The sequence below is a fragment of the Neobacillus sp. NPDC093127 genome (assembly GCF_044754175.1).
In the GTDB taxonomy this organism is placed as follows: Bacteria; Bacillota; Bacilli; order Bacillales; family Cytobacillaceae; genus Neobacillus.
Window position 1 is genome coordinate 150,431 of sequence record NZ_JBIVOP010000002.1, and the last position, 13,575, is coordinate 164,005.

At 44.3% G+C, this 13,575-nt stretch carries 13 protein-coding genes; 11 read left to right on the plus strand and 2 right to left on the minus strand.

Going from position 1 to position 13,575, the window contains the following annotated elements; translation table 11 throughout:
• Nucleotides 1-371 precede the first annotated feature (371 nt).
• On the minus strand, nucleotides 372-902 hold the full coding sequence (locus ACIQCO_RS03870; protein ID WP_400426143.1) for a PspC-like choline-binding domain-containing protein: 531 nt from the start codon (nucleotides 900-902) through the stop codon (nucleotides 372-374).
• A 123-nt stretch (nucleotides 903-1,025) separates the two neighbouring features.
• Nucleotides 1,026-1,802, minus strand: coding sequence for an Ig-like domain-containing protein (locus tag ACIQCO_RS03875; RefSeq protein ID WP_400426145.1), 777 nt, complete (start codon nucleotides 1,800-1,802; stop codon nucleotides 1,026-1,028).
• A gap of 359 nt (nucleotides 1,803-2,161) precedes the next feature.
• Between ACIQCO_RS03875 and ACIQCO_RS03880 the strand changes: the two genes are divergently transcribed.
• The 11 genes from ACIQCO_RS03880 (at nucleotide 2,162) to ACIQCO_RS03930 (ending at nucleotide 13,572) form a co-directional block, all read left to right on the plus strand.
• Complete coding sequence (locus ACIQCO_RS03880; protein WP_400426147.1) at nucleotides 2,162-2,446, plus strand: YhdT family protein; 285 nt, start codon at nucleotides 2,162-2,164, stop codon at nucleotides 2,444-2,446.
• On the plus strand, nucleotides 2,443-3,888 hold the full coding sequence (panF, locus tag ACIQCO_RS03885) for a sodium/pantothenate symporter (protein ID WP_400426149.1): 1,446 nt from the start codon (nucleotides 2,443-2,445) through the stop codon (nucleotides 3,886-3,888). Before ACIQCO_RS03880 ends, panF begins: the two co-directional genes overlap by 4 nt.
• 68 nt (nucleotides 3,889-3,956) lie before the next feature.
• Complete coding sequence (locus tag ACIQCO_RS03890; protein WP_400426151.1) at nucleotides 3,957-4,211, plus strand: CsbA family protein; 255 nt, start codon at nucleotides 3,957-3,959, stop codon at nucleotides 4,209-4,211.
• Between the two features lie 400 nt (nucleotides 4,212-4,611).
• Nucleotides 4,612-6,591, plus strand: a complete 1,980-nt coding sequence (gene uvrB, locus ACIQCO_RS03895; RefSeq protein WP_400426153.1) for an excinuclease ABC subunit UvrB — start codon at nucleotides 4,612-4,614, stop codon at nucleotides 6,589-6,591.
• Between the two features lie 9 nt (nucleotides 6,592-6,600).
• Nucleotides 6,601-9,477, plus strand: coding sequence for an excinuclease ABC subunit UvrA (gene uvrA / locus ACIQCO_RS03900; protein ID WP_400426155.1), 2,877 nt, complete (start codon nucleotides 6,601-6,603; stop codon nucleotides 9,475-9,477).
• A gap of 201 nt (nucleotides 9,478-9,678) precedes the next feature.
• Nucleotides 9,679-9,849, plus strand: a complete 171-nt coding sequence (locus ACIQCO_RS03905; RefSeq protein WP_400426157.1) for a hypothetical protein — start codon at nucleotides 9,679-9,681, stop codon at nucleotides 9,847-9,849.
• Nucleotides 9,824-9,958 carry a hypothetical protein gene (locus tag ACIQCO_RS03910; RefSeq protein WP_400426159.1) on the plus strand — a complete coding sequence of 45 codons (135 nt, stop codon included), beginning with the start codon at nucleotides 9,824-9,826 and terminating at the stop codon, nucleotides 9,956-9,958. Before ACIQCO_RS03905 ends, ACIQCO_RS03910 begins: the two co-directional genes overlap by 26 nt.
• Nucleotides 9,959-10,194: 236 nt before the next feature.
• Nucleotides 10,195-11,136, plus strand: a complete 942-nt coding sequence (locus ACIQCO_RS03915) for an ABC transporter permease subunit (protein ID WP_400426161.1) — start codon at nucleotides 10,195-10,197, stop codon at nucleotides 11,134-11,136.
• Between the two features lie 2 nt (nucleotides 11,137-11,138).
• Nucleotides 11,139-12,044, plus strand: a complete 906-nt coding sequence (locus tag ACIQCO_RS03920; RefSeq protein ID WP_400426163.1) for an ABC transporter permease subunit — start codon at nucleotides 11,139-11,141, stop codon at nucleotides 12,042-12,044.
• Nucleotides 12,045-12,108: 64 nt separating this feature from the next.
• On the plus strand, nucleotides 12,109-12,423 hold the full coding sequence (locus ACIQCO_RS03925) for a magnetosome magnetite crystal formation protein family (protein ID WP_400426165.1): 315 nt from the start codon (nucleotides 12,109-12,111) through the stop codon (nucleotides 12,421-12,423).
• Nucleotides 12,424-12,462: 39 nt separating this feature from the next.
• A complete protein-coding gene (locus ACIQCO_RS03930) occupies nucleotides 12,463-13,572 on the plus strand; it encodes a DUF4097 family beta strand repeat-containing protein (RefSeq protein WP_400426167.1) in 1,110 nt (369 codons plus the stop codon).
• Nucleotides 13,573-13,575 lie beyond the last annotated feature (3 nt).

The following is a 13,575-nucleotide window of genomic DNA, read 5'->3' on the forward strand; positions in this document are numbered from 1 at the left end:
ATGATTCGCTGATAAATATTGATTATTCGCCGATAAAATCAAAAATTCGCCGATATATGAAGAATATTCGCCGATAAAGTATAATTTTCCGCTGATAAGTGGATCCCGAAGGATAATGGGCACGAAAATCAATCTTATTTGCGAATTTCACCTGTTTATTTGCAAATCTAGCACATTTATTTGCGAATTTTGCCTGTTTATTTGCGAATCTAACACTTTTATTTGCGAATTGACCTCAACCAACAGAAAATGGTGTTTAGATGAAACCGAAACCGCACTATAAGTTATATATAACGAAAAAAAATGAAAATAACCAAAAAAGGAGGAGCAAAATCATCACAAGATGACTTCGCTCCTTCTCTTAATGCCGTTTACTTAATCCAAGCACCATCGGCACCTAAGCGGTAAGTTCCAATCTTGGTACTGTAGGCCATCTTCCCACTGCCGTAGAGGTAATACCATTTTGCTCCATCTTTGACCCAGCCTGTCTTCATAGCTCCATTGTTGCTAAGGTAATACCAATCTTTACCGGAGCGAAGCCATCCGGTTTTCATGGCCCCATTGCTGCCAAGATAATACCAATCTTTACCGGATTTCAGCCACCCTGTAATCATAGAGCCATTGCTATTTAAGTAATACCAAGCACCTCTATCTTTGACCCAGCCGGTTTTCATTACACCATTCGCATCAAGAAAGTACCATTTTCCGCCATCCAAAATCCAGCCTGCTTTTCTTTCTCCAGACTGTTTATCGAGGAAAAACCATTTGTTTTCTGTGAACAGCCAACCAGTTACCATGGCGCCGGTGGTTTTATCAAGGAAATAATATTTTCCGTTTTGGAAAAACCAGCCGGTATTTTTTACTCCATTGGTGTAATAATAACGTTTGCCATTTTCAACCACCCAGCCGGTAAAAGTTGAACTTGCAACTGTTATCTTTGTCGCCTTACTCTTATTTCCTGCTTTATCTGTTGCCGTTACACTTAATACTGTTCCTGCGGGATAAACAGGTATAGAAACGCTAAATCACCCATTTGCACCGGTAACGGCAGTACCGGCGACAGTACCGTTTACGGTTACCTCAATCACAGAACCAGCTTCTGCTGTTCCTTTTAAGATATTGTCCTTATCATTCACGCGATCAACCTGTGGTGCCGCAGGCGGAGTGGTATCCTCATTATCAAGATTCATCGTGGCCATTAGTGCGTAGGTGTCGCCGTAATAGTCATTTAAGTTGAATGCTTTTATATAATAAGTTCCTGGTTTGATATTATATAGCTCTACTAATAGTTTTCCTTCTTGATAGATATCATCCAAGTTGACAAGGGTATCATTTTTATCAAATAGTAAAAATCCAATTTCAGATAAAGCATAATCATCCATAAGACCAAGGACGGCCAAGGGTCCGGATTTTGTCACATTAATTTTATATGTATCAATATCATAGTAATCTAATGTGCCCAAAGCTATTTCATCTAATCTTAATGGATTCGCTTGATTAATGAAGTCATTCGGCTCGACTTCGTAAATAGTTGGATACTCATCCATTGCTGTCGCCGCTGCCTTACGATTAGCAGAATCTGATGCAGATGAAGACCATTTCTTACCGCTAGTTAATGCTTTATTCATTTCGCGGATTTTCTGTTTTTGTGCAAAAGTGAAGTTTGCCTTTTCAGCGCTAGTAACCCCCTTGTTAAAAAGATTTTTTAGTGATTCTGATGTTGTTTCCGCCTTTACCGCTGAATTACCGATGAGCAAAATGACCATTAATACTACTAAACTCCCTATTGCCTTTAACCTCATTCCAATAACATCCCCCTTTTATAAAACTACCAGCAAGGACAATGTTACTATACTTATAGGTATTTTTTAACAAATATAATCCCCTAAATAGTTACAATTCCCCCTATAAAATTGGTGCTTTTTTACAAATGGTGCCTGACACCATCAGATATTGGTGGATTTTGTAAAAGTAAGTCCTGGCAGGGACATGGGGACCTTGCCCTCTTTTTGGGTTAGGGATTTCTCTATAAAATTATTAGAAATTAACTGGGACAATAAACCTATCCCTAGGGTACCCTCTTTTTGCATTCCGGATTGTTTGGTAAAATGTTCATTATTCATTAAAAATAACGTAATTGTGGAAACGAGGAGGGGTCCAGTTGAAAAAAACAGCCAAACCGCTGGACAAGCGTTTTAAGATTGCCCACAGAGAAGCCCTGATCGGGGTTATTCTTGTTTTGATTAATTTTATTTGGTGGTATGGCTTTGCCTATGGTCTTGGTTCAGCTGATGTCGATAACTATACCTACATATTTGGGCTGCCGGCATGGTTCTTTTACAGCTGCATTGCCGGCTTTGTCGTGATGGTGATTCTTGTCATTTTGACTGTTAAATTTCTGTTTAAAGAAGTTCCTTTTGATGAGGAAGAGGGGGAGCGCAAATGAATTGGGCGGTCATTACACCTTTGATACTCTTCCTCATGATTATTTTTGCCGTCGGCTTTTGGTCAAACAAGTTCGTCCTTAAGTCCAATTCCTTCCTTGAGGAATATTTTTTAGGGGAACGGCAAATGGGTGGTTTTATCCTGGCGATGACGATGGTTGCGACCTATGGCAGTGCCTCAAGTTTTATCGGCGGTCCGGGGATTGCCTACACCCAAGGCTTAGGCTGGGTCCTGCTGGCGATGGCCCAATTAGCAACCGGTTATTTCACGTTAATGGTGCTGGGAAAGAAATTCGCGATTGTAGCTCGTCAGTATAAAGCGATTACCCTTATTGACTTTCTTAAAGAGCGCTATAAAAGTAAAACCGTTGTCCTATTATCTGCTGCAAGTATTATCATTTTTCTATTTTCATCAATGGCAGCGCAGTGGATTGGCGGGGCACGGCTTGTTGAATCCCTAACCGGGCTGCCGTACACAGCGGCACTATTAATCTTTGCCTTTTCCGTTCTCGCCTTTGTGATTGTCGGCGGCTTTCGAGCGGTGGCCTTGACCGATGCCGTCCAGGGGGTCGTCATGTTTCTCGGGACGCTGATCCTGCTGGTGGCGACGATTAAAGCAGGCGGCGGCATCCCGCGAATTATCGCCGATTTAGCGGCGGAAAATCCGAATTTAATCAGCCCGTTTGGTGCCGAGAGAACATTAACGCCTGCTTATGTTTCTTCGTTCTGGATATTAGTCGGGATCGGCGTTGTCGGGCTGCCGCAAATTACCGTACGGGCGATGTCATATAAAAATTCAAAGGCGATGCATAGTGCCATCATTATTGGAACAATCGTCGTCGGTTTTATAATGCTTGGGATGCACCTCATTGGCGTGTTCGCAAGACCAGTGCTTCCTGGTGTCAAAATTGGCGATACCGTCATGCCGCTGCTGTCGATGAAGGTGCTGCCGCCGTTCGTTGCCGGCATCGTCCTGGCAGCGCCGATGGCTGCAATTATGTCCACAGTCGATGCCCTGCTCATCCTCGTCAGCTCGGCATTAGTCAAGGATGTCTATTTGAATTACATAAAGCCCAATGCCGGGGAGCATCATGTAAAAAAGGTCAGTTTCAGTGTCACGGCGATTATTGGAATTCTCGTCATACTGCTGGCATTAAGTCCGCCCGATTTAATTGTCTGGCTCAATTTATTTTCTTTCGGCGGCTTGGAATCCGTCTTTATTTGGCCCGTTATCATGGGGCTGTATTGGCGGCGAAGCAATAAATATGGCGCCATCACGTCGATGATTCTAGGGATGGGCTCCTACATCTTATTAGACCGTTTTTATCCGAACGCCTTCGGGCTCCATACAGTAGTGGTGCCAATTGTGCTCTCATTGCTAGGATTTGTGCTCGTTAGTTTTGCATCCCAGCAACACATCGCTGCGATTGAAGTTGAAAAATAACAAAGCAGAAGTATTTTTGTTGCAATTTTATTAATTAATTTCTAGAATGAATTAACAGAAATCTTTGAATGGGTGTGGACCGATTGTTAGATGTTATTAGATTCTTGTCAGCCTTAATTATGCCGGGGTTACTAGTTTTGCTGTTTACACGGGTCACTTACAATCGAATTATCGGTCTTGTTTTAACCGTTGCCCTTATTGCCGCGTCTGTATATAAAGGTTATACCGGCTCATTTTTTCTTATTGTGATTGATGCCTTCTCCTTAACCGCCGGGTTCTGGCTGGCGGCAAAAATGAAGCAGCGAGCGGTGAAAAGAAGCTAGTATTTGTTAAGTCTGTCGAATTGCGGCAGGCTTTTTGTTTTTGGCTGTGTTAAAAGAGAATGTTGATTTCCGTTCCAGGCGCTTCGCTTTCCGCGGGGCGGGCGGTGAGCCTCCTCGACGAATCTCGCGCCTGCGGGGTCTCACCTGTCCCGCTGCTCCCGCAGGAGTCTCGCGCCTTCCACTCCAATCAACATTGTGCCCAAAATCAACAATGTGCTTTAACACAGACTGGTTCTTTTAAAAAAACGAATGCTAGTTCGCATATTATTGGTTTGTTTTTGGGTGAATGTGGTAGAATGTTAATATGAAATTTTTACAGCACACTTTCCGGCGCTATCCCGGTCCAATTACAAGGTTATTAAGCTGAAAAGTGATTTATATTACGGGGAGGAAACTTTTTGTGAAAGACCAATTTGAATTAATTTCAAAGTACTCGCCACAAGGGGATCAGCCGGAAGCCATCAGGCAATTAGTCGAAGGCATCAAGCAAAACAAGCGCCATCAAACACTTCTTGGCGCCACAGGTACGGGAAAGACATTTACCGTTTCAAACGTGATAAAAGAGGTAAACAAACCGACATTAGTGATTGCCCATAATAAAACGCTCGCCGGCCAGCTTTATAGTGAGTTTAAAGAATTTTTTCCAAATAATGCCGTTGAGTATTTCGTCAGTTATTATGATTACTATCAGCCAGAAGCCTACGTGCCGCAAACTGATACATTCATTGAAAAAGACGCTAGTATCAACGACGAGATTGACAAACTGCGCCACTCGGCAACATCTTCTTTATTCGAGCGCAAGGATGTCATTATTATTGCCTCAGTATCCTGTATTTACGGTCTCGGTTCACCAGAAGAATATCGCGAGATGGTGCTATCGCTCCGAACCGGAATGGAAATTGAGCGCAACCAGCTGCTTCATCGCTTAGTGGATATTCAATATGAACGAAACGATATTGATTTTAAGCGGGGGACATTCCGTGTCCGCGGTGATGTCGTGGAGATTTTTCCCGTTTCACGTGATGAACACTGCATGCGTGTGGAATTTTTCGGTGATGAAATCGATCGGATTCGCGAAGTCGATGCGCTTACAGGTGAAATCATGGCTGAGCGGGAGCACGTTGCGATTTTCCCAGCCTCCCACTTCGTTACCCGGGAAGAGAAGATGCGCGTCGCGATTGAGAATATTGAAAAAGAACTCGAAGAACGGCTTGCCGTCCTCCGGGCTGAAGATAAATTGCTTGAAGCACAAAGGATTGAGCAGCGCACTCGTTATGATCTCGAAATGATGCGCGAAATGGGCTTTTGCTCGGGAATCGAAAATTACTCGCGCCATCTGACACTTCGTCCCGCTGGTTCAACGCCATATACACTGCTCGATTATTTTCCAGAAGATTTTCTGATGATCGTCGATGAGTCGCATGTCACCCTGCCGCAGGTAAGAGGGATGTTCAATGGCGACAAAGCACGGAAACAGGTGCTTGTCGACCACGGCTTCCGGCTGCCATCGGCGCTCGATAACCGGCCGCTCACCTTCGATGAATTTGACAAGCACGTTCATAATGCCATCTTTGTTTCGGCAACACCTGGTCCTTATGAATTAGAGCATACACCGGAAATGGTTCAGCAAATCATTCGCCCGACTGGCCTGCTCGATCCAACAATAGAAGTCCGGCCAATTGAGGGCCAGATCGATGACTTGATAGGTGAAATTCACGAGCGGGTGAAGAAAAATGAACGAGTCCTTGTCACGACCTTAACGAAAAAAATGTCCGAGGACTTAACCGACTATCTGAAAGAAATCGGCATCAAGGTCCAATACCTGCATTCAGAAGTCAAAACGCTCGAACGAATTGAGATTATCCGTGAGCTTCGCATGGGAAAATACGACGTTCTCATCGGAATCAACCTTCTCCGTGAAGGGCTGGATATTCCAGAGGTTTCACTGATTACGATTCTTGATGCCGACAAAGAAGGCTTCCTCCGGTCGGAACGTTCGTTAATTCAGACGATTGGCCGTGCTGCCCGTAATTCTAACGGTCACGTCATCATGTATGCCGACAAAATCACCAATTCGATGGAACTGGCGATTAGCGAAACGAAGCGGCGCCGTGCAATTCAAGAGGAATACAATTTGAAACATGGAATCACACCTACGACGATTCAAAAGGAAATTCGCGATGTCATCCGCGCCACCCATGCGGCCGAAGACCAGGAAGCATATATACCAGCGGCCTCGTTCGGCAAGATGAGCAAAAAGGAAAAAGAGAAACTGATTGCGACAATGGAAAAAGAAATGAAATTTGAAGCGAAGGCGCTTAATTTTGAACGTGCCGCCGAGCTTCGTGATTTAATATTGGAATTGAAAGCGGAAGGATGACGTACACACATGGCAATGGATAAACTGATTGTGAAAGGCGCCAGGGCCCACAATTTAAAAAATATTGATGTCACGATTCCGAGAGATAAGCTTGTTGTCTTAACGGGACTTTCCGGTTCGGGGAAATCCACACTTGCGTTTGATACGATTTACGCCGAAGGGCAGCGCCGTTACGTCGAATCGCTCTCGGCCTATGCCCGGCAATTCCTCGGCCAGATGGATAAACCGGATGTCGATGCAATTGAGGGATTGTCCCCAGCGATATCGATAGACCAAAAGACAACAAGCCGGAACCCGCGTTCAACCGTCGGGACGGTGACAGAAATCTATGATTATTTACGGTTATTATATGCTAGAGTCGGGCATCCAACTTGTCCGATTCACAAAATAGAAATCTCTTCACAAACGATTGAGCAAATGGTCGACCGGATTCTCGAATATCCGGAACGAACGAAAATGCAAATCCTTGCCCCGATTGTTTCCGGTCGTAAAGGAACACATGCCAAGGTCTTCGAAGACATTAAAAAGCAAGGCTTCGTCCGTGTTCGCGTTGACGGAGAAATGGTCGATATCGGCGATGAGATTGAACTCGAAAAGAATAAGAAGCACTCTATTGAAGTGGTCGTCGACCGGATTGTCGTCAAAGAAGGGGTTTCCGCCAGGATTGCCGATTCCCTAGAAACGGCCCTAAAGCTTGGCGAAGGAAAAGTCATCGTTGACGTGATGGGCGAGGAAGAGCTGTTGTTCAGTGAAAACCATGCGTGCCCCATTTGCGGTTTTTCGATTGGAGAACTGGAACCGCGGATGTTTTCCTTCAATAGTCCCTTCGGTGCTTGCCCCGAGTGTGACGGGCTCGGTTCCAAGCTTGAAGTTGATGTCGACCTCGTGGTTCCCAATAAGGATTTAACCCTGAAGCAGCATGCGATTGCCCCGTGGGAGCCGACAAGCTCGCAGTATTACCCGCAGCTTTTGGAGGCGGTATGCAATCATTTTGGCGTGGATATGAATATTCCTGTTAAGGATATTCCCGAGCATCTGTTTGAAAAAGTTCTCTATGGTTCCGGCCGCGAAAAAATTTACTTCCGTTATGAGAATGATTTTGGTCAAATTCGTGAAGGGAATATTGAGTTTGAAGGCGTCATTCGGAATGTAGAGCGCCGCTATAAGGAAACAAGCTCCGATTATATCCGTGAGCAAATGGAGAAATACATGGGCCAAAAATCATGTCCAACCTGTAAAGGCTACCGCTTGAAAAAGGAAACCTTAGCGGTCCTGATCAATGGCCACCATATTGCCCATGTGACTGACCTTTCAATAGAAGAAGCACAGCAATTCTTCGCCGAATTAAACCTTTCGGAAAAAGAAATGCAGATTGCGAAGCTGATCTTCCGTGAAATTAGCGAGCGTCTTGGCTTCCTAGTCAATGTCGGACTCGATTATTTAACGCTGAGCCGCACGGCAGGTACGCTGTCCGGCGGTGAGGCACAGCGAATTCGCTTGGCGACACAAATAGGTTCACGATTAACAGGCGTATTATATATTTTAGATGAGCCGTCCATCGGGCTCCATCAGCGTGACAATGACCGCTTAATCGGCACGCTGCAAAGCATGCGTGATATCGGCAACACATTAATTGTTGTCGAGCATGATGAAGACACGATGCTTGCCGCTGATTATTTGATCGATATCGGACCGGGTGCAGGTGTCCACGGCGGAGAAATTGTCTCCGCGGGAACACCTGCCGAAGTAATGGCGGACCCGAATTCGCTAACCGGGCAATATTTGTCGGGGAAGAGATTCATCCCGCTGCCATTAGAACGCCGCAAATCGGATGGCCGCTATATTGAAATCAAAGGCGCTTCCGAAAATAATTTAAAAAATGTCAATGTGAAAATTCCCCTTGGAATGTTTATCGCCGTTACCGGTGTATCCGGATCAGGAAAAAGTACACTAATCAACGAGATCCTTCATAAATCACTTGCACAAAAGCTTCATCGTGCGAAAACGAAGCCTGGTGAACATAAAAGCATTAAGGGTATTGATTATTTAGAAAAAGTCGTTGATGTTGATCAGTCACCAATCGGCAGAACACCGCGCTCCAATCCGGCGACCTATACCGGTGTCTTCGATGACGTCCGTGATGTATTTGCTTCTACGAATGAAGCGAAGGTCCGCGGTTATAAAAAAGGCCGCTTCAGCTTTAATGTCAAGGGAGGCCGCTGTGAAGCCTGCCGCGGTGATGGGATAATTAAAATTGAAATGCACTTCTTACCAGATGTGTATGTTCCTTGCGAAATTTGCCACGGCAAGCGTTATAACCGTGAAACACTGGAAGTTAAGTACAAAGGGAAGAATATTTCTGATATTCTTGATATGACCGTTGAGGCAGCCGTGGAATTTTTTGAAAACATTCCAAAAATCAGCCGCAAGCTGCAGACAATTTTGGATGTCGGCCTCGGCTATGTCAAGCTTGGCCAGCCGGCAACAACACTGTCCGGAGGCGAAGCCCAGCGTGTTAAGCTTGCTTCTGAGCTCCATCGTCGTTCTAACGGAAAATCCTTTTATATTTTAGACGAGCCGACAACCGGTCTCCATGTCGATGATATTTCACGATTGCTTGTTGTGCTCCAGCGTTTAGTGGAAAATGGCGACACCGTTTTGGTCATCGAACATAATCTTGACGTCATTAAGGCGGCTGATTATCTAATCGATCTTGGCCCAGAAGGCGGAGACAAGGGCGGGACGATCATCGCAACGGGAACACCGGAAAAGGTCGCAGAAGTCCCTGAATCCTATACAGGCAAATATCTAAAACCGATTCTCGAGCGCGACCGGTTACGAATGAAACAGCAAATCGAAGAGAAAGAAATGACTGTAAAAAGCTAAAACTTCGCGTTTTAGCTTTTTTGCTTTAAAAAACTAACCTGTAGCTGCTGTTAGATAAATGGTCTAATGGAATAAACTGTAAAGTCGGCGGAATTTGCAAGCAGTTTGGCGAGATTAAACCGGAAGTTGGCGAAATCCCCGTAGAGTTTGGCGAGATTAATCCAAAAATCAGCGAAATAAGCCTGATTCAAGGTGATAAAAATGGAGTTTGGCGAGATAAATCGTAAAGTTGGCGAAATCCGCAAGCAGTTTGGCGAGATTAAACCGGAAGTTGGCGAAATCCCCGTAGAGTTTGGCGAGATTAATCCAAAAATCAGCGAAATAAGCCTGATTCAAGGTGATAAAAATGGAGTTTGGCGAGATAAATCGTAAAGTTGGCGAAATCCGCAAGCAGTTTGGCGAGATTAAACCGGAAGTTGGCGAAATCCCCGTAGAGTTTGGCGAGATTAATCCAAAAATCGGCGAAATAAGCCTGATCTAAGGTGATAAAATCCGGTTTGGCGAGATAAATCGTAAAGTTGGCGAAATCCGCAAGCAGTTTGGCGGGATTAAACCCGAAGTTGGCGAAATCCCAGCAAGTTTGGCGGAATCCAAAGCCGCCTCGCCGCCATACTTTTCAAAATTGTGACCTCTTGCGCACTATCATTTTCAAAATTGAAATAATTTTGAAATATTAGTAGAATAATAGGTGATTCCAAAAAAAGGAGATGAAAAGAGATGATTTTGCGTAATATTTTTCACCAGACTCTTTTATGGCTGACAACCATCATCCTGTTTCTAACACTCTTATTCCTGCCACGCACAGCTGCCTATGAAACCGGGGCCGGCGGCATGTATAAAAGTGCGACCTCTACTTATTCTATCGATGCCCATGTTAACCAATTTAAGCAATTTTTTCAGTACATTAAGGAAAATAAAGGCCTTGGCACCGTTTATAATGGGGTCTCGCTTACAGAAAATATTTGGCGCACATTCCAGAAAAGCATGCTGATTACCATTCCCGCCCTATTCATCGGCTTTTTCCTCGGCATCGCCAAAGGGGTTTTCGACTACCGGATTCGCAATCGCAGAGGGAAACTGTTTGGGGTTAATACAACAAGATTCTTTCTCTCGATTCCGGATTTATTTTTGATCATTGCCTTGCAGCTTCTGATTATGGAAGGCTTTGAGGCCGGTCTGCTTCCACATATTGTCGTTTACGGCAGCGACCAGCCGAGTGTCGTCATCCTAGATATTATCTTTTTAGCGATTTATCCGTTATTTTACATAGCCAATATTACTTTTTTCAGCATCCGCGATGAACAGGGAATGGATTACATACGGACGGCCTTTTCTAAAGGGACCTCCTCCTTTAAGGTATTGTACCGCCACGTCTTGAAAAATTGCTTTGTCAAAATTTTAAGCCATACCAATACGATTACCCTTTATGCGCTCTCAAACTTATTCATCGTCGAATTCCTGACAAATTATCGCGGGGCTGCCTATTTTTTTTACGAAACGGTTACGTCACCGAAAGCTTTTATGGTTGGACAGGACTTCTCAATTGCGGTATACCCGGCAGCAGGATATGTTATCCTCTTTACCGCTGTGATCTATTTGGCGAAGGTTCTAAGTGAAATCGCAAGAGGCATGGTATCGCCGTTGGAAAGGAATGAATAGAATTGAAGAATTGGAAGCTGTGGATTAGTTCGCTCTTTTTACTAGTTTTACTGATTGTTGTGTTCGCCGGGCCGTCTTTGCCGTTTGTCGATCACCAATTAAAGCAACATGGTGTGATCAAAACCGAAACAGGAGCCTTCATCCTGCCGCCGATTCCACCGAGGGAAGGCTTCCCGCTAGGCAGTAATCATAAAGGTGTCGATGTTCTCAGTCTGATCATTATGGGGGCGAAAGAAACATTGACCACCGTTATCCTTGTCGTTGTCATCCGCTACGTATTGGCCATTCCGTTAGCCGTTGGCGGGTTTTATTCGAAACTGCTGGAAAAAATACTGCAGGGCTGGCAGCAGCTGTTTTCCTTTATGCCGCCGATCTTTTTTGTGACCTTTTTCGTGACACTGCCGTTGATCTTTTTTTCCAAGGAAAGAGGATTGTGGGTCATTCTTGTGATTGCGATGCTTGAAACGGGGAGGGTGGCCGAGATTATCCTGCAAAATATGAAGGAAACAAAGAAACGGCCGTATATTGAAGCTGGAATTGTCGCTGGCGGGACGCCGCTAAGGCTGTTTAAAAACTATTATATGCCTGTCGTGATTCCGCATCTGATAATTTTAATTGTTAATGATATTGGCAGGGTGCTCTTCCTGCTCGCACAGCTGGGAATTGTTCATGTTTATGTTACCCATACGTTTATCACGAATGAGTGGGGGGCCTATGAAGTTGTTAATACCTCCCTTGCATGGCCTACGATGTTTGAAAAAATTACGGCAGATATTTTTTCCTATCAGTGGATTCCGTTTTCCGTAATTGGCGCGATTGCTGTAACAATTTACACCTTTAATTTGTTCGCCGATGGCTTGCAGAAGTTTTTTGAAGATAAATACCGGACCTACCGCGCTGATTTATAATTTTAAAAAAACTGAAACCTTCAGCTTTCCCTTTCGTAAATATAGGATAGAGGTGATGAACGAAATGGAAACAAGAAAGGTGCTTTCAAGTTTGTGTTATTTTAGTATTTTTTTCGCAGGGTTTCTTTTTCCGCTGGTTGTCTACTTGGCAACAAGGGATGAAGTGACAAAAACACATGCGAAGAAATCACTGTTATCGCATTTAATTCCATTGATTCCGACACCGCTGATTGTTGCTGCTGTCTGGCATGATTTTGCTTCCCTTCACGATCAGGTTCCTGCTTTTACGATTATTAGTATCGTCGTGTTAATGCTGATTTGGATTATTGTTCTCATTTGGAATGTTGTAAAAGGCGTAAAGATCCTAACAGCTGAATAAGCTTTAAGAGAGAAAAATTTTATATTTGAGGTGGAGACCATGAAAGAGGAACGAAAACGTATTTTAAAAATGGTGGAAGAAGGTAAGCTGCCAGTTGACGAAGCCTTAACATTGCTGGAAGAACTGGAAAAAGCCCAGAAGACGATGGAAGAGAAGCAAGAACAAATTGTGAACGAGCTGTCAACGGCCGTTCAATTTGAAGAGGCGAAAAAGGAAGAGCCTTTCCAGGCGAAATACCAATCGACAAAGGATAAGATTTTTGACTTTGTCGACAGTGCTTTGAAAAAAATAAAAGACTTGGATTTTGACTTGAACTTTGGACAATCCGTTGATATTTCCCATATCTTTCACCAAGCGGACGTCGATCTGAAGGATCTGGACATTGATGTAGCAAATGGTTCCGTTAAGATAGCGGCCTGGGATCAGCCGGACGTAAGAATTGAATGCCAGGCGAAGGTTTACCGAGTCGACAATCAGGATCAGGCGCGGCAAAACTTTTTAAGAGACGTGAATTTTTCCGCCGACAATCAGAAATTACGATTTATGACCCAGCAAAAATGGATGAAGGTGGAAGCCATCATTCTTGTACCAAAAGCCCAATATGAGCGGGTTCGCATTCGGATGTTCAATGGTGCCGTTACCGGTGAAGAAATGGATGCCCATGACCTGCGCGTGAAAACCGCGAATGGAAAAATCAGCCTCAACCGGTTGAACGGAAAAAAAGCAGAGATTGAAACAGCGAACGGAAAAATCAACATGACCAGCAGTCAATTCGATGACATTGAGGCCGAGACTATTAACGGCGCAATTAACCTTGATGGTGATTTTAAAAGGGTTGAAACGCAGTCCTTTAACGGAAATATCAGTTGCAAATTAAGTGGGAATCGCGCAGAATTGCTTCAAGCAAAAGCAACAACGGGCGGCATTGACTTGCTTGTCCCTGAGGGTGCGCCTATCAATGGTGAGTTTAAGACCAATCTGGGCGGATTTAATTTGAACCTTGTCGGCGTCCAAATCCTCGAGGAGAAAAGCGAAATGATTCAGAAATCGCTTCGCTTCCAATCGGTCAACCATCCTGATAAAATGGTAAGAATCTACGCTGATACAAAAACGGGCTCGATTTCAATTCAAAAATCACTTGAAGAATAATTA

Bases quoted from the DNA above. Each gene is read 5' to 3' on its own strand.
- ACIQCO_RS03930 (WP_400426167.1), top strand. From the start codon at position 12,463: ATGAAAGAGGAACGAAAACGTATTTTAAAAATGGTGGAAGAAGGTAAG.
- ACIQCO_RS03925 (WP_400426165.1), top strand. From the start codon at position 12,109: ATGGAAACAAGAAAGGTGCTTTCAAGTTTGTGTTATTTTAGTATTTTT.
- ACIQCO_RS03915 (WP_400426161.1), top strand. From the start codon at position 10,195: ATGATTTTGCGTAATATTTTTCACCAGACTCTTTTATGGCTGACAACC.
- ACIQCO_RS03875 (WP_400426145.1), bottom strand. From the start codon at position 1,802: ATGAGGTTAAAGGCAATAGGGAGTTTAGTAGTATTAATGGTCATTTTG.
- ACIQCO_RS03905 (WP_400426157.1), top strand. From the start codon at position 9,679: ATGGAGTTTGGCGAGATAAATCGTAAAGTTGGCGAAATCCGCAAGCAG.
- uvrA (WP_400426155.1), top strand. From the start codon at position 6,601: ATGGCAATGGATAAACTGATTGTGAAAGGCGCCAGGGCCCACAATTTA.
- panF (WP_400426149.1), top strand. From the start codon at position 2,443: ATGAATTGGGCGGTCATTACACCTTTGATACTCTTCCTCATGATTATT.
- ACIQCO_RS03890 (WP_400426151.1), top strand. From the start codon at position 3,957: ATGGGTGTGGACCGATTGTTAGATGTTATTAGATTCTTGTCAGCCTTA.
- ACIQCO_RS03910 (WP_400426159.1), top strand. From the start codon at position 9,824: ATGGAGTTTGGCGAGATAAATCGTAAAGTTGGCGAAATCCGCAAGCAG.